The sequence below is a fragment of the Methyloligella sp. GL2 genome (assembly GCF_013341275.1).
Lineage (GTDB): Bacteria > Pseudomonadota > Alphaproteobacteria > Rhizobiales > Methyloligellaceae > Methyloligella.
Genome location: NZ_CP054476.1, coordinates 2,737,917 through 2,760,687 on the forward strand (window position 1 = coordinate 2,737,917; position 22,771 = coordinate 2,760,687).

Consider the following 22,771-nt stretch of genomic DNA (forward strand, 5'->3'; position numbering starts at 1 on the left):
GGTTTTTTCGCGCGTCATCGCCAAGCTCACGATTCCAGCAGGTCCTGAACGCGGCGCAGGAACACGCCGTGGCAGGCAGCGTCGTAAGAGGGATAGATCCGGTCCTCGACCAGACGGGGCGGGACGCCCTTATGTCCGGAGAAGGCGACGATGCGGTAGTTCTTGAACGGCACCACGTTGAGGATGCCGTATTTCTCGACCTGCTCGCGGGTGCGGAAGTAGATCAGCAGCCGCTCCAACGCATCGCTATGCTGGCCGTTCAGGGTGACGCGGTGTTCCTCGATGATCTCCGGCGAGACCAAGGTCTTCAGGTGATCGCGGGTCATCTTGTCGAAGCGCCGGGCGTAGACGATGCCCTTGTCGTCGGTCTCCGTCGCCTCCTCGGGCAGCATCTCGCCGCCCTTCTCGGCGCGGGTGGAGCGGTGCTCGCTCTTCTTCTTGTCGCGCCAGGCGCGGAACTGGGTCTTGATGCCGAACAGGCCGTTGCGGAGATACAGCACCACCAGAAGCGCGATCAGTCCGACCAGCACCAGGCGTAGCGGTCCGAGCCCCAGCATCACCTTGTCGAGGAAGACGACGATCAGCGTACCGGCGACCGCACCCTCCGGGCGGCCGATGCCGCCGATCACCAGCATGGCGAGGCCGAGCAGCACGGCATCGAAGCTGAAGATCGAGAAGGAGACGCCGCCGAAATTGGTGACGTAGAAGCCGCCGATGAAGCCCAGCGCCGCGGCGTAGATCAGGAAGATCCAGACGCGGGCGCGGCGGAAATCGACGCCGGTCGCCTCGGCGAAGGCCTCGCGCTTTTCGGGCGCCATGCGCAGCAAGCGTCCGATCCGTCTGCCGCCGACGAAGCGGTGCAGAAACAGCGCCGCCAGCATCAGACCGAAGCAGGCGTAATAGCCGAGCAGAAGCTGGTGATCCGAAGACCAGCTATCGGGGATATAGGAATCGGCGCCGTAGAGCCCGCCATTGGAGCCGCCGAACTCGCTGGAGGTGGTGAAATAGACCCGGCAGAGCTCGTTCAGGCCGAGAGTCAGCAGCGCATAATAGAAGCCGTCGAGGCGAGTGGCCGGAAAGGCGATGACAGCACCGAAGAGAAGCCCCACCACGGCACCGATCGGCGCCAGCATCCACCATGAGAAGCCGTATTGGATCGACAGATAGGCGGTTATGAAGGCGGAGGTTCCGACGATGGAATAGGTGGCGAGGGAGAAGATCCCGCCGATGCCGATCACCAGATTCCAGCACAGATTGATCGCCGCATAGATGCCGAAGGTCGCGCCGGCGACGAGCAGCGTGTACTGCATGTTCGACGGGGCGAGCAGCGGCGCGATGGCCAGAGCCGCCAGACAGAGCAGCCAGTAAATCGGCCGCCGGTCGGCGACGGTCTTCTCGCGCTGCAGGGTCTTGCGGTTATATTCGCCGCGGACATCCAGCACGCGCCGGCGCGTCGGCCAATAGCGCATGCGGCTCCAGAGGCGTCCGCCGTGCCCTGCAAATTTGTACCAGTAGCGCAAGCGGCCGACGGGATAGAGCTTGGTCTTGGATTCCCGCCTCGCGCGCCAGACATCCTGATGGCTGTGCCAGGCATTGGTCGGGAGCTCTTCGATCTCCTTGCCGCCCGGCCAGACCGCCAGCGGATTGCGCCATTTAACTTCGTTGGTCTCCGACATCGCCTAAGCCTCCCGCGCCCGGTCCAGCAGGCCGGCAATGCCGCGCGGCCGCACCAGGAGAATGGCAATGATCAGGAGGAACTGCGTGATCAGCACGTATCTTCCCCCGATCGTCACATTGGTGATTGCTTCGTTGAATCCGAGGATGATGGCGGCAATGACCGCGCCCCGGACACTGCCCAGCCCGCCGCAAAGGGCGATGCTGACGCCTTTGATCATCGGGGTCAGACCGCCGAAGGGTGAGATGTAATAGGTGTTCGACAGCAGCACCGCGGCGAGACCCGCCAGGGCGCCGGTGATGGACATGACGAAGAACGAAGTCTGCCGCACGCCGATACCGACGATGGAGGCGGCGTGGGGGTTCATCATCATGGCCCGGATCTCAAGCCCGCGCCGGCTGCTCTGCATCCAGCGGAGCACGATGACCAGCATGAGGATCGCGGTGACGACGCTGCCGATCTTGTCGCCGGTCAGCACCAAATCTCCGAGCGAGACCTTCCAGTAGCCGAAGATCGGCGGAAGACTTTTGGAGCGCGGCCCGAACCACCAGAGCAGCGCCTGGGTGCCGATCAGGTTGATCGCCAACGTGGCGATCATGCCGCGCATGGTGAAGTTCGGCTTGTCGTGAATGGGAATGAAGGCGAGCGCATTGATCAGCACGCCGCAGAGCGCGCCGGAGAGGATGCCGCCGGCAAGCACCGCCCCGCCCCAGGGCGAGATATATTGCGCGGTCAGCCAGGCGCCGTAGCCGGAGAAGGCGAAGACGAAGCCGTAGCCGAGATTCAGCAGCCCCAAGCTCGACCAGGTGATCGAGATGCCGATGGCCAGGGTGCCGTAGATCGTGGCGAGCACGATCGCATTGCTGATGACGAACCAGATATCCACCGCTCAGCCCTTTTCTTTTCCGGACAGGCTGAGAGCCGCAGAGGCCTCGCCCGTCAGCTTCCCAACATGCATGCCGATCACGCGGTCGACCCGCCCCTCGAGCAACGCAACATTCTGTTCGGCGATGACCATGGCCGAGTTGCCGAGATCGATCTCCATCAGCGCATCGATCACCGCCCGGCCGATCTTCGGCGCAAGGCCGAGCGAGGGCTCGTCGACGAGGAAGAGCGATGCGTCGGTCATCAGCCCGCGTCCGATGGAGACCATGCGGCGCTCGCCGCCGGACAGCCTCCCGACCGGCACGGTCAGGAGCGTCTTCAGATGCGGAAAGATGGTCAGCACCCGGTCCTTGCGGTTGGCGCGATCGCGCCAAGACTCCGCGGTGAAGGCACCGGAATCGAGATGCTCCTCGACCGAAAGACCGTGAAAGATTTCATCGCCTTGCGGGATCAGAGCGAGGCCTGAGCGCACCACCAGATGGGTGTAGCGGCCCGGGCCCTGGCTGCGATTGCGGCCGACCTCCTTGCCGTTCAGCTTGATGGAGCCACGCTGCCAGCCGGTCAGTCCGGCAATGGCATAAAAGAGCGTCGACTTGCCGTGGCCGTTGAGGCCGACGAGGCCGATGCGCTGGCCCGCGCCGACAATCAGATCTAGATCGTGGATCACCCGCATCGGGCCGTAGCCGGCCGAAAGCTGGGAGATGTGGAGCACCGCAGGAGCGCCGGGCTTGGGCTCTTCGGGTGCGGGATTTGCTGAAACCGTGCCGTGCATGACGCGCCCCTTAGAGAAGCGGACCGTCGATCGCGGACTCGTTTTCCGAGCCTGGATCGTCGGTGCCGAAATAGGCTGCATGGACGCGCGGGTCCTGCAGCACATCGTCGATCAGCCCGTCGGAAATCACTTCGCCCGCATCCATCACCATCACCCGGTCGGCGATGGTGCTGAGCAGCTCGATCCGGTGCTCGACGATGATGATGGCGATGTTCATCTCCTTGGAGAGGAGCCGCAGGAGATGGTCGATCTCGTCGATCTCGGAATTGATCAGCCCGGCGGCGGGCTCGTCCATCAGCAGGATCGAGGGCTCGCGCATCAGCAGGCAGGCCAGCAGCAGCTTGCGCCGGCTGAACGTATCGAGCTGCGGGGTGGGCGTATCGTCGTCCACCGTCAGCCCCACCAGGTCGGCGCCGTATTCGGCATCGTGCTTGGTGAGATACGGCTTGTAGGCCTGGCGCGCCGCCTTGAAGGTTTGCCCCACGGTGAGCTCGTCCGGCACCACCGGCGTCTGATAGGTGCGCGCGATGCCGAGCCGCGCCCGTTTATGCAGCGGCAGGGGAATGATGTCGTTGCCCTTGAAGGTGACGGCTCCCTTCTTCGGACGCATGCGCCCCGAGAGCACCTCGAACAGGCTGGTCTTGCCGGCACCGTTCGGACCGATGATCCCCAGCACCTCGCCCTGATGGACGTGAAGATTGATGTCGCTGAGGATCTCCCGCCCGCCGAGATCGAGGGCGATTCCGCTGCAGGCGAAGACCGGCGCTCTGGCCTCTTTCGCCGAGGCGCCTTCTTTGCGAATACCGCGTGCCATCAGGACCACCACGGCGCCGGCTTGATCTTCTCCTGCGCCAGCTCGTCGGGGAAGATGATTTTGTGCTCTTGATCCTGGATCTGGCAGTAGTACTGCGACTGCCCCTTATCGAGCTCGGGGACCTGCAGACTATCGAACCCGTTATCGGGGAAGTGGCGCGTCTCCTGATACGGGTTGTTCATGTCGTAGTGGCCGCACACCCCGCGATAGGGATTGGCCTTAAGCCAGGCATTCACCTCCGCGAATTTGCGCGGATCGCCGACCGCCTCCCAGGCATTCTTCAGCATGAAGGGGACGTCGTAGCCGAGGCCGGTGTAGACGAGCCCCATCACGCCGGGGAACCGCTCCTGATATTTCTTGCGGAACGCCATGCCCTTCTCGTCGGCATAGACACCGGTCACCGTGCTCCAGCAAAAGCCGTTCGCCGCCGGGCCGCACAGGGTGAGAAATTCGGGCTGCGAGGGCCCGTATTGCAGGTAGACGAGCGAGTCGGGCACCGGGTCGTAGACGAACTGCGTGGCAAAGCCGGCAAGCTCGGCGGCGACCCAGTGATCGATGATGATCATGCCGGCATCCACCTCTCTTAGCTCGCGGATGACGGTGGCCCAGTCCTGCACCGGATATTGGATATCGGTGATGCGGGCGATCTCGAACTTGCCGTCCTTCTTGATCGCTTCTTGGGCGCATTTGGAGATCGTCTGGGTGTAGGCGATCTGCTCCTGGACGATGTGGATCTTGCGGTTCTTCGGGGTCCAGCCGCCCTTGGTCTCGGCATGCGCCAGCCATTGCGGGAAGGTCCAGCCGTAATTGACCTCGGCGCTGGTGGCCATGAACACATGGCCGAATTTCTCCGGATCGTCCTTCACCGCTTCGGAGGAGACGCGGTTCGCCGAGCCGTGCAGGAAGGGGCATTTATACTGCGAGGAGACGTCCATCGCCGGCAGCGGCGGCAGCATGTAAGGGTTGGAGATGGCGTCGACCTTGGCGTCGATGCAGGCAGCGATCGCCTGCTTGCTGCTTTCCGGCGACAGCGGATCGAAATCGATCACGACCTGCTTCAAGGGGCGCCCGAGAATGCCGCCCGCGGCATTGATCTCGTCGACCGCGATGGCTGTGCCGTTGATGTGATCGCCATGGTCGGCGGCGCCGACGGCGGCGGTCGAGGTGGCGGGCACGCCGAGCAGAATCGGCTTCGATGAGGCGAAGGCCCGGCGCGAAATGAAGGGCGCCGCGAGCGTCGACGCCAATGCCGCTCCAAGCCCCAGATTGACCGATCTGCGTGTGATGTCGCCTGCCATGTTCCTGCTCCCGTTGGGCTGATCGCTGCGAAGGCGGTGAATTCGATGGCCCGATCATTCGCGGCAGGTCGCAAGGCTCGCAATACGTCAACCGACCGATTTTCAACGCCGGACACCCATGCATGATTTGCCGCAGGCACAAACCGCTTGCACCAAACGCAATACGGAGTCGGGCGGGGAAGTGCCCCAAAAGAGCCAAACAGAACTCGGGGGACGTTATGAAAGCCAACTGTAAGTGCGACCGCTGCGAGCGGTTCGCAGAGTGCCGACGAAAGCAGGAAATCGAAGTTTCAGGACGCAGCGAAAATGCCGGGGATGCGAGTCGCCGACGGGCGGCAACACGGGTGAAGCAGACGATTTGCGGGGTACTGGCAGCTGGCGCCGTGATGCTCAGCGCCCAGCCCGGTCATGCCATCGATGTGAACTCACACGACTGGGTCCCGTTGCCCGATGGAACCGATCTTTTCCTCAACTACAACATCTACGGAACGCGCAGCGAGTATGTCGACAAGTCGGGTAACAAGACGTCGGCGGGGACCAATCTGGACTCCTTCGTCTCGCTCGCCCGCTATGTGCATTACACCGAAGTCGCCGGCATGAAGGCGGTTGTCCAAGGCGTGTTGCCGGTCGGCACGCTTTACAACGCGGAGCTGGGCGGGGTCGATCTTGGGGATTCGACGGGGTTCGGCGATCCGGTCGTTGCGGCAGCGCTCTGGCCGTATGCCAATGACGAGACCAAGACCTATCTCGCTATCGAGCCGTTCCTGACACTTCCGCTCGGGCAGTACGACGAATCCTCGCCGGTCAATCTCGGCGAGAACCGATGGAAGCTCGATCTTCAATTCGGTTGGTATCAGGGGTTGACCGAAAAATTCGGGATGCAGCTCACCTACGACATCATCTGGTACGGCGACAATAACGATGCCGGCGGCGGTAGCCTGACGCTGACTCAGGACAATACCTACCAGTTCCAAGCCTGGCTGAACTACGACTTCGCACCGACCTGGAACGTCGCCATCGGCTATCAGAAGCAGATGGGCGGTGACGAATATGTGGGCGGCGTGGCGACGGGCAACGCCACCGAGCGCGACCAGGGCCGTCTGGAGCTTTCCAAGTTCCTCACCCCGACATTCCAGGTTCTGGGTGACATCTCCCACGACTTCAAAACCGAGGGTGGGTTTGCCGAGGATTTTCGCGGGACGCTTCGCCTCGCCAAGGTCTTCTAGGCGAACCTTCTAGGAGAGACTGCTTCCGTCATACCCTTTGGGGATGACGGGCGTGCCGCGGGCCCCTTCCCCGCGGCACTTTTTTTCGCGGGGCGCACGATCAGGCGATGACGCTGAGAAACAGCACCCGATCGTCCAGGATCTCCTCCGGCCCATGCAGCACCGAGGCTGAGAAGGTGAAGGCATCGCCCGGCTCGAGGACGAAGGTGGCCTCGCCCACCCGATAGGCCATGCGGCCCTCAAGCATATAGATGAACTCGGTGCCCGGATGCTGGAAGCGGAGATAGGCTTCGCTGTTCTTGTCCATCTTCACCAGACATGGCTCGAAGGCTTTGCCCGGCTCGCTGAGATGGGAGAGCAGCCGATAAGTATGGCCGTGCTTGGTGCCGGCCCGCACCACCTCGGTCTGATCCGCCGCTTTCAGGAGCTCGGCCGCGCCCTTGGCTTGGGCCTGCTCCACGTCGGCGATGAGACTTGAGAGATCGACGCCGAGGCTGGCGCAGATCCGCCCCAGAAGCGTGAGGCTCGCCACCGACTGGCCATGCTCGATGCGGCTCAGCATGGCGACGGAGATACCGGCGGCGTCCGCGACGTCGCTAAGCTTCAGGCTGCGCTGCTGACGGCTTCGCCGGATCGCAGCGCCCACCCCCTCCTCGAAACTCACATTCGAGATCGACGCGCCGGGGATGATGGCAGGCGCTTCGTTCAACTGCTCCGCGGAACCGCGTTTGCGCCTAGAGCGCCCAATTCTGACCTTTTCCGACACGTCCGGCCTTCCAGTCCGCCGTTCTTCCAGGAATATGCCGACAGCGGAATCACTTGGCGACTATCGCCCTTCGGGACGGCGTTTGCCAAGGCAAGCTGCGACGCAGGGTGACGGGAAAGCGCATCCCAGGTCGGTGCAGAGAACTTCCCTCAGCAATTCGCATCGATGAGCTGTTGGGAGAGTTGCTTGATCGCGTCATCCTCGGCCAGATCCAAGGATTTTCGGGCGTCGGAACAGTTCTGCGCCGGGTCGTTATTATTGGCCGCTCGCAGGCCATAAAACATGCCCGTGGTGGCGTTCTCCGCTGCGGCATTGTCAATCAGCCGCGTGCACGCCTTCACCACCTCGGCGCTGTCGTTCCCCTGGGTGCAGACGGCGAAATCCTGTTCCAGCCCGTCATAGGCAAACGCCTGCGTAGACGCGATCAGCGCCAGAGCCGGCAGCAAACTCAAAACACGCATGTGGTTCTCCCCTTCCCCCTAGACCGGACCGCGAAGATCCATGCCCGACCAGCCACATTACGCATTGTAGGGAGCAAACATGCAACCTGGAAGGGTCGCGCAGATGCGTTAATTTGGGATCGATCTCACCGCAGGTTGAAGAGCTCGCGATGGAAATGCTGCGCCACCGGAAATCCATGAGCGGCGAAATCGCTTTGCAGCGCATGGCCGAAGCCGGCCGGCCCGCAGAACCAGATGCTGGCCTCTTGCCATTGGCGAACCGTGCTTCGGATCTGCTCCCCGGTCAGGAGACCGTCGCGCGAATCGAGCATCAAATGCAGAACGACATTGGCCGCCTTGGCGTCGGCCGTGAGCTTGGCGAACGCCGTCTCGTCCGCATCGGGGGTGCAGTGAAACAGATGGATGGTTTGCGGTCGTTGCCCGCCCTGTGCTTCTGCTCTCAGCGCCGCCAGATGCTTCATCTGGGCAATAAAGGGCGTGATCCCAATGCCTCCTCCGATCCAGATCTGGTGCGGACGATCGTCGTCGAAGGTGAAGCAGCCATAGGGGCCCTCGATTTTCATCGCCTGCCCAACAGCAAGCCGCTCGCGCAGACGGCTGGTATGATCGCCAAGCTCCTTGGCGATCAAGGCGATCTGCCGGGTCTTGTCGTCCCAGCCGGAGGCGATCGTGTAGGGATGCGCGCCCTCCGCCGCGTCCGAGGTGGCGAAGGCGAATTGGCCTGACTTATGGCCCGGCCAGCCTTGCGACACGTCGATCCCGATCTCGAGCGCCCGCACGCCCGGATAATATTGCAGCGAGGCGATCTCGCCCGGCACCTGGCGATCGGCCCCGATCCGCCCGAAGAGGGCGACGAGAGAGGCCCATGCCCCCGCGACCAGCAAGACCGCCATCACCCAGCCGATGGGCGCGGTCCAATAGCTGAAATCCATCAGAACGACCGAATGGAAAACCAGCACGAGATAAGCCGGCACGATCAGCCAATGGGTCTTATGAAACAGCCGATAAGGAAAGTAGCGAATAAGGGCGAGCACGAGCAGCACGACGAGGGCATAGAATGCCCATTCGCCGCTGGATTCGGCCGTGTGGCGCAGGCTGCGGAACGTTGCCTCGACTGCATTGCCGGGCGGGGAGCGAACCCCGTGACGGCCCGGGGTAAACCATCCCCAACCCGCCGCCCATTTCGGCCCTTTCGCCCAGAGCCAATGAACAACGGCGACGGCAAGGACGGCGATGCCAAACCATTTATGCAGGCGGTACATCTTATCGAGGCCGCCGAACCACCGCTCGGGCCAATGGGGCCGAAGCGCCAAGACCATCGCCAGGCACATCGCGCCGATGGCGATGACACCGCTATACTGCATGACTGCAGAGCGAACCGCGCGGAAGTTGTCCGCTTGAAACACCGACGGCTCGGCGAGGAACCATAGGATGGTCAGGAGCGCGAAGGCCCCCCAAAACGTGCGTTTGATATTCAGCATGACGATGGCATCGCCCGAACGACTTGTCTTCGGCAAGTATGCCACGGCTGAATGGTTGGCGGCATGTCCGGTTGGCGCGGGAGGCAGAAAATTGCTCACACACCGCAAGAACGCGGCCACCCGATATGGGGTGGCTGTGCTGGGAGGTGAGCACGAACGGATCTCGGTAGTCCGGCCTGAAAATGGCTGGGAAGCTCTTTGGTAGCCCAGCTAATCTCGTCTCATGACATGGCGCGGACAATTCCTTCGGCTCAAATAAGCGTCTAACATCCTCCTGCCAGCCGCAACACGAAGAGCAGCACGGCGGCGGGCAAAAGATGCGGCGGCTCGACCGTTTCGAGTCTCATTTGCGGTAGGGGTTTGCGGCATGCTCGAGGCTTATTTGTCTTTCGGTTACATCGTCCTCGCCGCGATTTTGCTGCTCGCCTTCATCCTATGGCGCCAGGGGGCTCCCGTTGTCGCCATCGTCGCACTCGTGGTGGGCGTTCCGCTGTGGTTTGGATGGGAATACGCCCGCCCGACATGGACCACCGGGATCATCACCGGAACCGAAGTGCGCCGCAGCGATCCCGACGCCCGCGGCCATACCACCGATGTCGAATATATCTACATGCGCAACCGGTCCGATCGGGGGCTTGAGCTGATCAACGACGATTCTTGGTGGTGGTTGAAGCGCAATAGCGAGCGCGTCTTCAACGACGCCAAGACCGCGCAGGAGCGCGATACCGAGATGACCGTCATGTGGTATCGGTGGCGCTCCACGCTGTTCACCTGGTACCCCAATGTGATCGCCATCGGCCCATCCGGCTCATGGCCGTGGTGGTCGTGGCGCACCATCGCCTTCTACGGCCTCTCCGTCCTGCTCTGGCTCGGCTATTTCTACGCCTTCATCAAGCTGCGCCGGGCGACGGAGCCGCTGCGCGATAGCGACGCCGATGATGCGTAGGCCGCGACGGGCGTGAGAGCTTCCTCTCGTCGCACTGTGCCTGCGCGAAAGGTCGATGCGTGGTGGAATTGCGGGATTTTCGGCGCGCCGTTGCGGCCAATGTGCGGAGGAACCGGAGAGGTCACCCGATATGAGGTGGCTGGGGCGCCAGGATTCGAACCTGGGATCACGAGACCAAAACCCGTTGCCTTACCACTTGGCCACGCCCCAATCGCTGTATCGGAATTTGGACCTCAGGCGATTCTGCGCCCGGCCGGCCCGATCGCGAGGAAACTCGCGATTCCTCTCGGCGAGGGCCGGACCATACAGCCTGGCCGTTTTGCCCGCAACGGGGGGATTTGCACGATTGAGCCTATCGGAAGCCTCCCTCCCCGCCCCCTGCGACAGAAGACTTCACATAACCGGGAGAGGCTGCTTGCAGCCGCAAAATCAACCGTCTATATACGGACCCTCTTTGACAGGCGGAGTGTAGCGCAGCCTGGTAGCGCACCTCGTTCGGGACGAGGGGGTCGCAGGTTCAAATCCTGCCACTCCGACCAGCCTTTTTGAGGGTCTCAACTTTTTTGGACCCCACACTTCCCGCGATTTACGGTTTCTGTCGATCATGGACGATGCCGAGATCAAAAGCTGGAAGAGAGCCGCACGCGAGATGCTTATCGCTGCGCGTCTGGAGATCCCCGCGGCTGTACAGGCCGATGCTGCCGTGACCATCGCGGCCGGGCTGGATAAGGCTTTCGCGCAGCTTGGAATCACCGATCTCTCCGGATTGACGGTCAGCGCCTATTGGCCGTTCCGCGGCGAGCCGGATCTGCGAGATTGGCTCGCTTCGGTTTGCACCCGCGGCGGAAAGGCGGCGCTGCCGGTGATCGAGGGCAAGGCCATGCCGCTCTCCTTTCGCTTCTGGCAGCCGGACGCGGAGATGGAAGAGGGGCGCTGGAACATCCCGATTCCGGCCGCATCGGAGTCGGCGACGCCGGATATCGTCATCGCGCCTTTGGTGGGATTCGACCGGGAGGGTTATAGGCTCGGCTATGGCGGCGGGTTCTACGACCGCACCCTGGCGGCGCTGCCGCAGGGCACGCGCTTCATCGGTGTCGGTTATGCGGAGAGCGAGCTGCCGACCACCCATCCGCAAGACCACGACATCAAGACCGATCTGATCGTGACCGAACGGGAAATTATCGCCGCGTAAGCGACGGCTCTATTTCTCCGGGAACAGGAAGGTCGCCGTGGCGCGCAAGCCCCAATCGGGCCCGCCATCGGGCCGGTCGAGATAGACCCTGCCGCCGAATTGCAGCTGCACCGGCTGCTCACCGAATTTGTAGATATGGCTGACCGCCAGATTGACCGGAATGGTGGCCTCGTTCGCTTGCCAATCGAAGGTCGACTCGGTGTTGAGCGCCAGGGTGGTCGAGGACGGCCAGGTATAGGTCAGGAAGGGCTGCAGGAAGGCGGCGTTGACGTCCGGCTTGGTGGCACCTCCGCCGGTATCGGCATAGGACCAGATCTGATTGGCGAGCACACCATAGGTCCAGCCGGATTGCTGTTTCAGCACAACCGCCGTCGGGCCGACACCCCATTTGTCGGCGCTGAGCTGGGCATCGGTGCCGGTGGGCCAGAGGAAGGCGGGGCCGACACCCCAGATGATGCCGCTCTTGGTCTGTTTCGGCGAGAGGAAGAAGCTCTGCACCGTGTCGCCGAGACCGAACACGCTATCGACGCCGGTGGCCGGCGAGCTGGCGCCGACGACCGGCAGGATGGTGCGGGTGATCAGGTTCCAGTCTTCGGAGATGCCGAAGGGGATCACCGGCTGGATGTTGAGGGTGCTCTTATCGCCATCCTTCGGCCCGAAGCAGCAATCATAATTATATTGGAAGGGAACGCTGATCAGGTTGGCGACCGGATTGGCGAGCTGTTTGGCGAGATCCGCCGAGCTGCCCTCCTGCGCCGCCGCGGGCGATGCGAAAAAAACCAACACGGCCGCGATGGCCAGACGGAACCCGCGTCTCATAAGCCCCCCTTCACCCCTTTGGAACGCGAGGCAAGCGCCTCATACTCCACGTCCCCAAAACGGTCGCCAGGCTAGCCTCATTCGCTTTTATGATTCTGGCCACGACCTTACCACGAAGCGCCGTGGCAATCCGGACAGGCGATGCGGTCACGTATGATTTTCATCTGCCGTGGGCAAAAAGCGACACTTCGGGCTCCCTCCCCGGCGGGACAGCAGCAGGCGTTTCAGGTCGCAGGGACCTTTTCGGCCGGATAGGCGTTGGTTTCCCTTGATTTACAGGGCGTGGCGCATGCCGCCGATCCGCTGCACGGGTGCGAAAGTTTTGCCGCATTTGCCGCCGACAAAGAGGCGGGCGCAGCGAGGAAGATCTCGCAGCAACACGCACGCGAACGCCGTTTTCGAAGACGTAACCCCAGATTGGGACCGCAACATGCAGGGTGGCCGTATGGACCGCAAGAATGATCCTCTTGGCAATCTGACCGCCGACCGGCGGCAGCTTCTGATCGGCATGACCGCGCTGTTCGCCAGCGCCGGCCTGCCCTGGCCGAAAGCCGAGGCTGCTTCGGCGGATGGCGGGCTGCAGCTCGGCGAGGAAGCCCCGTATAGCTTCGATGCCTTGAAGAAGCGGGCCAAGGCGCTGGCCGAGAAGCCCTACGTGGCGCCTAAGATCCCGCATGAAGACGTGCTGGAGACGCTCGGTTTCGAGGCCTATCAGGGGATCACCTTCGATCCTGAGAAGACGATGTGGCGCGAAAAGGATTCCCCCTTCGCCTTCCAGCTCTTCCACCAGGGGAAATTTTTCAAGACGCCGGTGAAGCTCTACACGGTGGAGGACGGTGCGGCGCGGCAGATCCGCTATTCGCCTGATGTGTTCAGCTACAAGGACGGCTCGCTGCGCAACAAGCTGCCCGACGATCTGGGCTATGCCGGATTCCGGATGATGGAGCCGGACAATAAGAGCGACTGGCTCTCCTTCCTCGGCGCCAGCTATTTCCGCGCCGCAGGGCCGGAGCGGCAATACGGGCTGTCGGCGCGCGGTCTCGCCGTCGATACCGGCCTGCCACGGCCGGAAGAGTTTCCGCGTTTCTCCGAGTTCTGGCTGCACAAGCCGAAGGACGGCGCCGGTGCCGTCGAGGTCGATGCGCTGCTTGAGAGCGAGAGCGTGACCGGCGCCTATCGCTTCTTGATCTCGCAGCCCGACGAGGTGGTGATGGACATCGAGGCCGACCTCTATGTCCGCAAGCCCATCGAGCGGCTCGGCATCGCCCCGCTGACCAGCATGTTCTGGTTCTCCGAGACCAACCGCAAGGACGGCGTCGATTGGCGCCCGGAGGTGCATGACAGCGACGGGCTGGCGATGTGGACCGGTAAGGGCGAACGCATCTGGCGGCCGCTGAACAACCCTGCCACGGTGCGCACCAGCGCCTTTCTCGACGAAAATCCGCGCGGCTTTGGCCTATTGCAGCGCGACCGGCTGTTCGCCGATTACGAGGACGACAGCACCTTCTACGATAAGCGCCCCAGCGTCTGGGTGGAGCCGATCGGCGATTGGGGCGCGGGCGAGGTGCACCTGCTGGAAATCCCCACCGACGACGAGATCTACGACAATATCGGCGCCTATTGGAAACCCGCCCAGCCGATCAAGGGGGGCGATGAGCTGAAGTTTTCCTACCGGCTGCATTGGGTGGCGGGCGATCCGTTCGGCGCGCCGACCATCGGCCGGGTGGTCTCCACCCGCACCGGCCAGGGCGGCGTTCCGGGCCAGCCGCGCCCGGCCAACACCACGAAATTCGTGATCGATTTCGAGGGCGGTCCACTGGACCGGCTGGAGCAGCGCTTCGATCTGGATGCGGTGATCGACGCCTCACGCGGCGAGATCGAGAACCCTTACGTGATCAAGGTGGTGGGCACCGATCGCTGGCGTGCCTTCTTCGACCTGAATGTCGAGGGCACCGAGCCGGTGGAGATCCGCTGCTATGTGGCGCTGGACGGCGAGACGCTGACCGAGACCTGGCTGTACCAGTTCGTGCCCGGCGCAAACCCGGCTTAGGGGGTTCGCGCTTACCTCCCCCTAGAAGGGGGAGGTCGCGTTGGGCTGAGCCCAACGCGGGTGGGGGTCGATCTCCCGCTCTTCTATTGCAAATCACAAGACCCCCTCCCCGACCCTCCCCCTTCCAGGGGGAGGGAGCACGCCGTGCCTGTTACTCGCTGCAATAACGCGCCGGCCCTTCAGTTGTCACCCTCGGGCTTGACCCGAGGGTCCATGCCGTTACCGAGCAGCGCGTTCCGAACGCTGACATGATCGCCTGAGCTTGCAGAGGCGTAACGGCGTGGATGCCCGGATCAAGTCCGGGCATGACGACGCGATAAAAAGCCGAAACCTTTATCCCCGGGTCTCGCTTACGCTCGCGCCCGTCGTGTGTGCGGCCTTCCGCCTCTAAGAGAGCAGCGCTAAACCCGCACGCGCTCCTTCTTCGGATCGAATTGGCAGAAGCCGGTGACGGTCGCCTTGATGCGCTTTTGATGGCCGTCGAGCTTGCCGATCTCAACCTCGGTGCCGAGCTCCGCCTTGGAGATATCCAGGCGGGCCAGCGCGATGTTCTTCTTCAGGATCGGGGAGCGGGTCGAGCTGGTCACCACGCCCACCTGCATGCGGCCGATATAAACCGGATCGCCGTGATGGACGCAGTCATTGCTGTCGATCTCGAGCCCCACCGCCTTCTTCTGCGGATTGGCGCGGCGGCGGGCGATCGCCTCGGCACCAATGAAGGCATCGTTGTGATCGATCTCCTTCGGCACGGTGAAGCCGATGCCCGCCTCGACCGGATCGGTCTGATCGCAGAACTCGTAGCCGGCGAAGATCAGCCCGGCCTCGATGCGCACCATATCGAGGGCGAGCAGGCCGAAGGGACGAAGCCCGAGAGGCTGGCCGGCCTCCCAGATGGCGTCAAAGACCTTGGGCGCGGCGTCCGGATGGCACCAGACCTCGAAGCCGAGCTCGCCGGTATAGCCGGTGCGGGAAATCACCACCGGCTGGTCGGCGATGCGGCCGATGGTGAAGCGGAACCATTTCAGCTCCTCCATGGTCGGCTGATGCGGCGGGGTCCAGACGATCTCCTTGAGAATATCGCGGGAGTTCGGCCCCTGCACGGCGACGTTATGGAGCTGATCGGTGGAAGAGCGCACCCAAGCCTTCAGATTGCGCTCCGCCGCGATGTTGCGCATCCAGATGCCGAGATAATCGTCGCCGCAGACGACGCGGAAATTGTTCTGGCCCAGGCGGAACACGGTGCCGTCGTCGATCATGCCGCCGGTCTCGTAGCAAAACGCGGTGTAGACCACCTGGCCGGTGCTCAGCTTGCGGATATTGCGGGTCGAGACGAGCTGGCAGAGATCTTCCGCGTCGGGTCCGGTCACCTCGAATTTGCGAAGCGCGGAGAGATCCATGATCACCGCCTTCTCGCGGCAGGCCCAATATTCCTCGATCGGCTCCACGTCGGAGAAGCAGGTGGGCAGCCAGAAGCCTTTGTAGTCTTCGAACTTCCGGGTGAGCGCGGCAAAGCGCGGATAAAAGCCGCTTTCGCGCGTCATGCGCGGCTGGGCGTCAGGCGTCATGCGGTGGGCCTTCCCCTTCGGAAACAGATTGTCCTTGTCGTAGACGCGGACGTGAATATCGGTGGGCATCCAGGCATTGGCCGGATCGATATCGTCGGCGCAGGAGGAGCTGGCGCAGACCAGATCGGTCAGTGCGCGCAGCAGCACGTAATCGCCGGGCCGTGACCAGGGCTCGTCGAGACCGATGCCGTCGGTGTCGTCGACAAAGGTGTTGTAGAAGAAGTTGATCGCCGGCCAGCCGTTGCGCGGGGCGATGCCGTAGGGCGCCAGGCAGCGATTGAAATTCTCGGTGCAGTTGTCGTGACCAGGATAGCCCATGTCCTCGTAATATTTCGGGCTGCAAGCCAGCATGAAAGTGTCGTGGCGGCCGACGGTATCCTGCACCACCTCGACCAGCGGCTTCTGGGTCTGATCGAAATATTTGGAGTGGAGGCCGGGGCCGGGCGCCGCCGAGCCCATCAGCGTATGGGTGGTGGTGGCGTCGAGCCCGTTCTCGATGCCCTGTTCCAGCGCGGCAGCATCGAAGGCGAGGAAGTCGGAACATTGCCGCCCCTCGACATCGATGATCTGGATGTAGTCGCCGGCCTTCACCTTATAGGCGGAGGCGGTCGCCGCATCGATGCGCAGGTCGAGCTTGGGCTCGGCGAGCGGCGGCGGGGCATCGAGCTGCTCGTCGTGATCGTGCTCGATCTCGATCAGAAGCTCGGTCGGGGTGTCTTGCGCATCGGGGGCCATGGCGGCACCGGGTGCGAAGACCAGGCAGAGCCCGTTGCTCTTGACCGCGAAGGTCGCCTCGGCGCCGGGCGCACTCTCGCCGCCGAACAGCGCACCGCCGCGCACCGCATCGGGCTGGATGTCGCGGCTGACGAGCGCGTTCTGGGCGACCGCCCGCCCCTCGCCGGCAAGGCCTAGCGCCTCGTCCAAGGTCGGACCGCTCAAGCTATTCAGCGATGGGATCACCGCCTGGCCGCCTTCGGTCTCGGAGATGGCATAGAGAAGGCCGGGCTGGCAGCCTTCCGGATCGCGGACGGTCAGCTTATCGCCTATGCGAACGCCGAAGGCGATCACGCCGCCGCCGGCCACCCGCAGGCGCCGGACGCGATTTGAGGTCCGCGGCTTCTCGGCGAGCAAGGTGTCGCTTTGCATGCTCATGATGCATCTCCCGCTGGCTTAACGGGCGAGCGGGGAATGGCCAGTTGCTTTGGCCATCCCCGCGCCACGCCATTCATGTCGTTGGCGTCTGCCGGCTATTCCGCCGCTTGCGGCACGTTGAGGAAGGCTTCGAGACTGTCGTCCAGGGCCTTCATCCACACCGTGTGGTGCTTCGGCGACATGGTGCCGGTCAGGGTCGAGGGGTAGGCCCGATCGCGATAGGTCAGGATCCCCGCTTCCTTATGATGCTCCCACTCCTTGAAGAGTTCCGCGACGCGGTCGACGTCGAGATGCGGATAGTCGGTCTTCTCGAGGAGATCGCGCACATAGTCGGTCTGGAAATCGATTTCCTGCTCGGGATCCTCGCAGGCCTCTTCCATGGCGACCCATTTCTCGCTGTCGGCCTTCATCTCTTCCTTGGAGGGAAGCGCGATGCGGCCGAGCATGACGTCGCGGGCATACCAGGCCTGCGCGTCGAACATATTGAAGGTGTAATACTGATCCTGCGCGCCGATATACATCAGCTTGGGATTATCGACCCAGAAGATGCCCTTGTAGAGGTTCGGCGGAAACAGGCGGTTGCGGGTCTGGAGCCGCAGCTCATCCGGCAAGAACGGGTAGTAGTTCAGATAGCCGGTGCAGAGCACCACCGCATCGATCTTCTTGGTCGAGCCGTCGGCGAAATGGGCGACATTGCCGACCAGCTTCTGCAGCAGCGGCTTCTCCTCGAAGCCTTCGGGCCAGTCGAAGCCCATCGGCGAAGTGCGGTAGGAGAAGGTGATCGAGTTGGCCCCGTATTTGTGGCACTGGACGCCGATATCCTCCGCCGAATAGGAAGCGCCGATCAGCAGCACGTCCTTGCCCTTGAACTCCAGGGCATCGCGGAAGTCATGGGCGTGCAGCACACGGCCCGGGAACATCTGCAGACCTTCGAACTCGGGAATGTTCGGCGTTGAGAAGTGGCCGTTGGCGGTCACCACGTAATCGAACTCTTCCGAATAGACTTTGTCGTTGGGCAGGTCGTGCACAGTGACGGTGAACTTCTCCGTCTCCGGGCTGTATTCGACCGAGCGGACCGGGGTGCGGAAGCGCACATAAGGCCGGACGCCGCTCTTCTCCACCCGGCCCATGATGTAGTCGGCCAGCACGGCACGCGGCGGATAAGATGGGATCGGACGGCCGAAATGCTCCTCGAAGGAGTAGTCGGCAAACTCCAGACATTCCTTCGGCCCGTTGGACCACAGATAGCGGTACATCGAGCAATGCACCGGCTCGCCATATTCGTCGAGGCCGGTACGCCAGGTGTAATTCCAAAGGCCGCCCCAATTGCCCTGCTTCTCGAAGCAGACCAGCTCGGGCACCTCGGCACCCTTCTGTTTGGCGGATTCAAAGGCGCGAAGCACGGCCAGGCCGCTCGGCCCCGCTCCGATCACGCATACGCGTTTGGTCATAATAGGCTCCTCAAGATACCTAGTCCCTGAAGTTACCGGGCGCCCAAAAGGCCCAATCCGAGCCCAATTCACGCCTTTAGGTCTTGATGATTTAGGTTCATCGAATATTGAATGTGTGTCAATAAGATTTCCTGACAGGAAATTACGCACTCTGCTTAAATAATTTGCACTCTGCTCTACAAAATCGCATCGAGCACACCTTTAAGGTGCAGCCAATTGTCTTCGCCCTCATTGCGTTTCGAGCTGCTATACAATCGGGAAAGGCATTGGAGCGGAGCCACAATTTGCGCAAAATAGAGTGGAAGGTTCCGCCTCGCGCATCGCTTCCGCCAAGAAGACTCATGGTACGGTTCCACGTCGCTTGGCTTTCCAGAAACGTTGAAGAGCAATGACCGCAGAACTTGCGTTTAACCGCAGTGTCGACGTCGAGTATGGCGTCGCCGAGGAGATGGCACCCGGAGTCCGGCGCATCGTCGCCAATAATCCGGGTCCTTACACGTTCCTCGGCTCGAACACCTATATCGTCGGCCAGGGCGAGGTCGCGGTGATCGATCCGGGCCCGGCGGACAAGGCGCATCTTGCCGCCATCGCCGAGGCGACCCGTGGCGAGCGCATCACCCATATCCTTCTCACCCACCGGCATCGCGACCATTGCGACGGGGCGCGGCCGCTGCAAGCGGCGCTCGGCGGCGAGATCTATGCCTTCGGCATCGAGGGCAAGCGCGGCAACGCGGTGATCCCGGGCATGGAGGATTACACCGATTTCGGCTTGCAGCCCGATCGCGTGCTGGCCGATGGCGAGACGGTGCGCGGCGCCGGCTGGGCGCTGGACGTGATCCACACGCCGGGCCATGCGCGCGATCATCTCTGCTTCGCCCTGGTCGGCCAGCGGACGGTGTTCACCGGCGACCATGTGATGGGCTGGAACACCACGGTGATTGCACCGCCAGAGGGCAGCCTGGCGGAGTTCCTGGCCTCGATGGAGAAGCTGCTCGACCGTAACGACAAGGCGTTCCTGCCGGGCCATGGCGGGCAGATCCTCACCCCGCGCCGCGTGGTGCGGGCTTACATGATGCACCGGAAATGGCGCGAGCAGACCATCCTCGCCTGCCTGGAAGAGGGGGTGAACACCATCGCCCCGATCGTCGACCGGCTGTATGGCGGGCTGGAGCCGGGGCTGAAGGGCGCCGCGGCGCTCTCCGTGTTCGCACATCTGGAATATCTGATCGAGCGCGGCCAGGTGGAGACCGAAGGCCCGGCCGGGCTGCTCAGCACCTATCTGCTGGCGGAAACCGAGACGCGCCGCGCGTCTTAGGCGCTGCCGGGTGCGGACCCGCCCCCTTCCCTGTCTGACATCATACCCGAAGCCGGTATCCAACTGCAGACACCGAACCCGCGTCTGGATTCCGGCTTACGCCGGAATGACGCCTGCGATTAGCGCAAGCGCTCTTTATCCCAACGGTTGTCATGCCCCAACGATTGTCATGCCCGGCCTTGTGCCGGGCATCCATGACCACGGTGTGAGCGATTCAACTTCCGCCGGTGTTCATGGATTGCCGGGACAAGCCCGGCAATGACGATGTGCTTGGGACAAGGCTCGGGCATGACGAGGTGCTTGCAGGAAGACCGCTGCAACAAACCGCGGCGCTCTCCCTCCCCCTGGAAGGGGGAGGGCCGGGGTGGGGGTCTAACAGCCCACGCTTCGCCTACCAGCAGACCCCCCTCTAGCTCCCCCCTTTTAGGGGGGGAGGATTCGGCCCTGCTTTAGGGGTGCCCCAACCGTCTACCGCCCCGGCGTGCGCTGGGGGATCGGCGGGGCAGGCTCGGCCTGCTCCAACGCGGGGCGCTCGCCCTTCTTGATGCCCGCGTTGATCTCGGCGAAGAGCTCGCGGATGCGGCCCGCATTGGTGCCGAAATCGTGGTTGCCGTAGCGCGAGACCGAGCGGGCATCGACGGTGGCGGTCGCCTCGTCGCCCAGGATCTCCACCGCGATATCGTCGGTGAAGCCCATGATCAGGGTGCGGTCGGTGGCCTGCAGATAGCCCAGGCTGTTTTGCACCGGCGGCTCGGAGACCACGATATCCCAATTGAGCCGCCGCATGGCTTCGCGGGTAAGGCCGAAGGCTTCCGCCGCGGAGCGCTCCAGCACCAGCGGATGGATGTCGCGATAGGACTCTTCCTGCAGGGCGATATCTTCAGCACTCGGGGACACGATGGGAATCGCGTCGGCAGGGCGGACATCCATATCCTTGAACAGGATCGGGCGCTCCGGCGTTGTGCTGACCTGGCTGAGCGGCGGCATCTTCAGAGCGAGGAAGCCGAACGAAGCCAGAGGCGCCAGACCGATCACCGCGATGACGATGCCGACCAGCGCTTCGCCCACGCCGTAATAATCGCCATACCAAATGCGGAGCAGCCCGGCGATGCCGAGAACCAGCGCGGCAAAGAGGCCGACCCCGGACACCGCGACCAGGTTGATCGCCGCCGGGGTGGAGAGCGAGGCGAAATGATGCAGCAGCCCAGTGAGAATCAGCAGCTGGAAAAAGAACAGCGCCAGGCGGCGCGACCAAACCGGCTCATAAGCCTGTTTAAGGACGTACTGCGCCGTTACACCGCTTGCCTCGAAGGCAATGCTGTTGCACTTGGAGAGACGGCCCTCCTCGGGCACCGCATGATAGGAATGTAGCATGGCATCGACCGACCTTGAGCAGCAGCGCGATATCGCAAGCCTGATCCACCCTTATACAGACCTTTCCGCATTTCGCGAGCAAGGTCCGACCATCCTCACCAAAGGAAAAGGCGTCTATGTCTATGACGACACGGGACGCCGCTATATCGAAGGCTTGGCCGGTCTTTGGTGTACCGCGCTCGGCTACGGCAATGAAAAGCTGATCGAGGCGGCGACCAAGCAGCTCGAAACCCTATCCTACACCCATCTGTTCGGCGGCAAGAGCCACGAGCCGGCGATCCAGCTGGCCGAGAAGATCAAGCAGCTTGCCCCCTGCCCGGTTTCCAAGGTGCTGTTCACCTGCTCCGGCTCGGAGGCCAACGACACCCAGGTGAAGCTGGCCTGGTATTACAACAATGCCCGCGGCAAACCCGAGAAGAAGAAGATCATCTCACGCATCAAGGGCTATCATGGGGTGACGGTGGCGAGCGGCAGCCTAACGGGGCTACCCAACAACCATCTCGATTTCGACCTGCCTTACGGCGACCGCTTCGTCTATGCCGATTGCCCGCATCATTACCGCTTCGGCGAGCCGGGCGAGAGCGAGCGGGATTTCTCGGCGCGGCTTGCGGAAAATCTCGACGCGCAGATCCAGGCGGAAGGCCCGGACACCATCGCCGCCTTCATCGCCGAGCCGGTGATGGGCGCGGGCGGTGTGATCGTGCCGCCGGAGGGGTATTTCCCGGCGATCCAGGCGGTGCTCAACAAATACGACATCCTGTTTATCGCCGACGAGGTGATCACCGGCTTCGGGCGGCTCGGCACCATGTTCGGCTCCGAGGCGCTGTCGATTAAGCCGGACAGCCTTTCCATGGCCAAGGCGCTCACGAGCGCTTATGCGCCACTCGGCGCGCTCACGATCTCCGAGCCGATGTTCGAGGCGATGATGGCGGAGAGCGAGAAGATCGGCACCTTCGGCCACGGCTTCACCTATGGCGGCCATCCGCTCGGCGCCGCGATCGGCGTCAAAGCGCTGGAGATCTACGAGCGCGACGACATCCCGGGACGGGTCGCGGGGATCGCGCCGCAATTCCAGGCGCGGCTGAAGGCGCTGGCCGACCATCCGATGGTAGGCGAGGCCCGCGGCATGGGGCTGATCGGCGGGCTGGAGCTGGTTGCCGACAAGGGCACCAAGACGCCGTTCGATCCGGCGATGAAGGTCGGCCCGCGCACCGCGGCGCTGATCCAGGAGGAAGGACTGATCGTCCGCCCCATCGGCGACACGCTCGGCCTCTGCCCGCCGCTGATCATCACCGAGGAGCAAATCGACGAGATGTTCGACGCGCTGACCCGCGGGCTGGATGCGGCGGAGGAGATGGTCCGGGCGCAAGGCCTGCGCGCGGCTTAGGGGCGCGGCCCGACGTCCAAGCACGGGCCGGTCCTCCCCTCTAAAAGGGGACAGTTAGAGGGGGGGGGTCTGCTTTTCCCCAAAGCGGGGTTTGTTCGCCCCATCCTCATTCGACCCCCACCCCGGCCCTCCCCCTTCTAGG

General features: G+C 63.1%; 18 protein-coding genes and 2 tRNA genes. 7 read left to right on the forward strand and 13 right to left on the reverse strand.

Translation table 11 applies throughout. From position 1 onward, the window contains the following. Nucleotides 1-26 precede the first annotated feature (26 nt). Genes HT051_RS12730 through HT051_RS12750 form a run of 5 tightly spaced genes read right to left on the reverse strand, consistent with a single transcriptional unit; the run spans nucleotide 27 to nucleotide 5,444 of the window. A complete protein-coding gene (locus HT051_RS12730) occupies nucleotides 27-1,676 on the reverse strand; it encodes a branched-chain amino acid ABC transporter permease (RefSeq protein WP_174542387.1) in 1,650 nt (549 codons plus the stop codon). Between the two features lie 3 nt (nucleotides 1,677-1,679). Next, nucleotides 1,680-2,561, reverse strand: coding sequence for a branched-chain amino acid ABC transporter permease (locus tag HT051_RS12735; RefSeq protein ID WP_174542388.1), 882 nt, complete (start codon nucleotides 2,559-2,561; stop codon nucleotides 1,680-1,682). Nucleotides 2,562-2,564: 3 nt separating this feature from the next. Beyond that, nucleotides 2,565-3,332, reverse strand: coding sequence for an ABC transporter ATP-binding protein (locus HT051_RS12740; protein WP_174542389.1), 768 nt, complete (start codon nucleotides 3,330-3,332; stop codon nucleotides 2,565-2,567). Nucleotides 3,333-3,342: 10 nt separating this feature from the next. Next, nucleotides 3,343-4,146 carry an ABC transporter ATP-binding protein gene (locus tag HT051_RS12745; protein ID WP_174542390.1) on the reverse strand — a complete coding sequence of 268 codons (804 nt, stop codon included), beginning with the start codon at nucleotides 4,144-4,146 and terminating at the stop codon, nucleotides 3,343-3,345. Then, nucleotides 4,146-5,444 carry an ABC transporter substrate-binding protein gene (locus tag HT051_RS12750; RefSeq protein ID WP_174542391.1) on the reverse strand — a complete coding sequence of 433 codons (1,299 nt, stop codon included), beginning with the start codon at nucleotides 5,442-5,444 and terminating at the stop codon, nucleotides 4,146-4,148. Before HT051_RS12750 ends, HT051_RS12745 begins: the two co-directional genes overlap by 1 nt. A 344-nt stretch (nucleotides 5,445-5,788) precedes the next feature. On the opposite strand from HT051_RS12750, the gene HT051_RS12755 reads away from it, so the two are divergent. After that, a complete protein-coding gene (locus tag HT051_RS12755) occupies nucleotides 5,789-6,670 on the forward strand; it encodes a transporter (RefSeq protein ID WP_246810084.1) in 882 nt (293 codons plus the stop codon). 100 nt (nucleotides 6,671-6,770) lie between these two features. On the opposite strand, the gene HT051_RS12760 is transcribed toward HT051_RS12755, so the two are convergent. The 3 genes from HT051_RS12760 to HT051_RS12770 all read right to left on the reverse strand — a co-directional run bounded on the left by HT051_RS12760 (nucleotide 6,771) and on the right by HT051_RS12770 (nucleotide 9,378). Further along, entirely contained in the window at nucleotides 6,771-7,379 is a 609-nt protein-coding gene (locus HT051_RS12760) for a helix-turn-helix domain-containing protein (RefSeq protein WP_174542392.1), read from the reverse strand. Nucleotides 7,380-7,585: 206 nt separating this feature from the next. Next, complete coding sequence (locus HT051_RS12765; RefSeq protein WP_174542393.1) at nucleotides 7,586-7,897, reverse strand: hypothetical protein; 312 nt, start codon at nucleotides 7,895-7,897, stop codon at nucleotides 7,586-7,588. A 125-nt stretch (nucleotides 7,898-8,022) separates the two neighbouring features. Further along, the gene (locus HT051_RS12770) at nucleotides 8,023-9,378 is read right to left on the reverse strand and encodes a ferric reductase-like transmembrane domain-containing protein (RefSeq protein ID WP_174542394.1); all 1,356 of its coding nucleotides are present in this window, start codon (nucleotides 9,376-9,378) and stop codon (nucleotides 8,023-8,025) included. Nucleotides 9,379-9,745: 367 nt separating this feature from the next. Between HT051_RS12770 and HT051_RS12775 the strand changes: the two genes are divergently transcribed. Then, a complete protein-coding gene (locus tag HT051_RS12775; RefSeq protein WP_174542395.1) occupies nucleotides 9,746-10,324 on the forward strand; it encodes a DUF1523 family protein in 579 nt (192 codons plus the stop codon). Between the two features lie 136 nt (nucleotides 10,325-10,460). Here the strand turns inward: HT051_RS12775 and HT051_RS12780 are convergent. Then, a tRNA-Gln gene (locus HT051_RS12780) sits at nucleotides 10,461-10,534 on the reverse strand. 252 nt (nucleotides 10,535-10,786) lie between these two features. On the opposite strand from HT051_RS12780, the gene HT051_RS12785 reads away from it, so the two are divergent. Then, nucleotides 10,787-10,863: transfer RNA gene (locus HT051_RS12785), tRNA-Pro, on the forward strand. 110 nt (nucleotides 10,864-10,973) lie between these two features. Next, nucleotides 10,974-11,516 (forward strand): 5-formyltetrahydrofolate cyclo-ligase, encoded by a 543-nt coding sequence (locus HT051_RS12790; protein ID WP_174542396.1) that lies wholly within the window; start codon nucleotides 10,974-10,976, stop codon nucleotides 11,514-11,516. A 9-nt stretch (nucleotides 11,517-11,525) separates the two neighbouring features. On the opposite strand, the gene HT051_RS12795 is transcribed toward HT051_RS12790, so the two are convergent. After that, nucleotides 11,526-12,335: a hypothetical protein gene (locus HT051_RS12795; protein WP_174542397.1), complete on the reverse strand. Its 810-nt coding sequence runs from the start codon at nucleotides 12,333-12,335 to the stop codon at nucleotides 11,526-11,528. Between the two features lie 445 nt (nucleotides 12,336-12,780). Here HT051_RS12795 and HT051_RS12800 point away from each other — a divergent pair, with 445 nt between their 5' ends. Next, nucleotides 12,781-14,385, forward strand: a complete 1,605-nt coding sequence (locus tag HT051_RS12800) for a glucan biosynthesis protein (protein ID WP_246810085.1) — start codon at nucleotides 12,781-12,783, stop codon at nucleotides 14,383-14,385. A gap of 401 nt (nucleotides 14,386-14,786) precedes the next feature. On the opposite strand, the gene HT051_RS12805 is transcribed toward HT051_RS12800, so the two are convergent. Next, on the reverse strand, nucleotides 14,787-17,102 hold the full coding sequence (locus HT051_RS12805) for a DUF1989 domain-containing protein (RefSeq protein WP_174542398.1): 2,316 nt from the start codon (nucleotides 17,100-17,102) through the stop codon (nucleotides 14,787-14,789). A 95-nt stretch (nucleotides 17,103-17,197) separates the two neighbouring features. Next, complete coding sequence (locus HT051_RS12810; RefSeq protein WP_174542399.1) at nucleotides 17,198-18,553, reverse strand: NAD(P)-binding domain-containing protein; 1,356 nt, start codon at nucleotides 18,551-18,553, stop codon at nucleotides 17,198-17,200. Between the two features lie 388 nt (nucleotides 18,554-18,941). Between HT051_RS12810 and HT051_RS12815 the strand changes: the two genes are divergently transcribed. Beyond that, on the forward strand, nucleotides 18,942-19,868 hold the full coding sequence (locus HT051_RS12815) for an MBL fold metallo-hydrolase (RefSeq protein ID WP_174542400.1): 927 nt from the start codon (nucleotides 18,942-18,944) through the stop codon (nucleotides 19,866-19,868). Between the two features lie 468 nt (nucleotides 19,869-20,336). Here the strand turns inward: HT051_RS12815 and HT051_RS12820 are convergent, their stop codons facing one another. After that, the gene (locus HT051_RS12820) at nucleotides 20,337-21,242 is read right to left on the reverse strand and encodes a DUF1499 domain-containing protein (protein ID WP_174542401.1); all 906 of its coding nucleotides are present in this window, start codon (nucleotides 21,240-21,242) and stop codon (nucleotides 20,337-20,339) included. On the opposite strand from HT051_RS12820, the gene HT051_RS12825 reads away from it, so the two are divergent. Beyond that, nucleotides 21,241-22,629 carry an aminotransferase gene (locus HT051_RS12825; protein ID WP_174542402.1) on the forward strand — a complete coding sequence of 463 codons (1,389 nt, stop codon included), beginning with the start codon at nucleotides 21,241-21,243 and terminating at the stop codon, nucleotides 22,627-22,629. The genes HT051_RS12820 and HT051_RS12825 overlap by 2 nt on opposite strands. Nucleotides 22,630-22,771 lie beyond the last annotated feature (142 nt).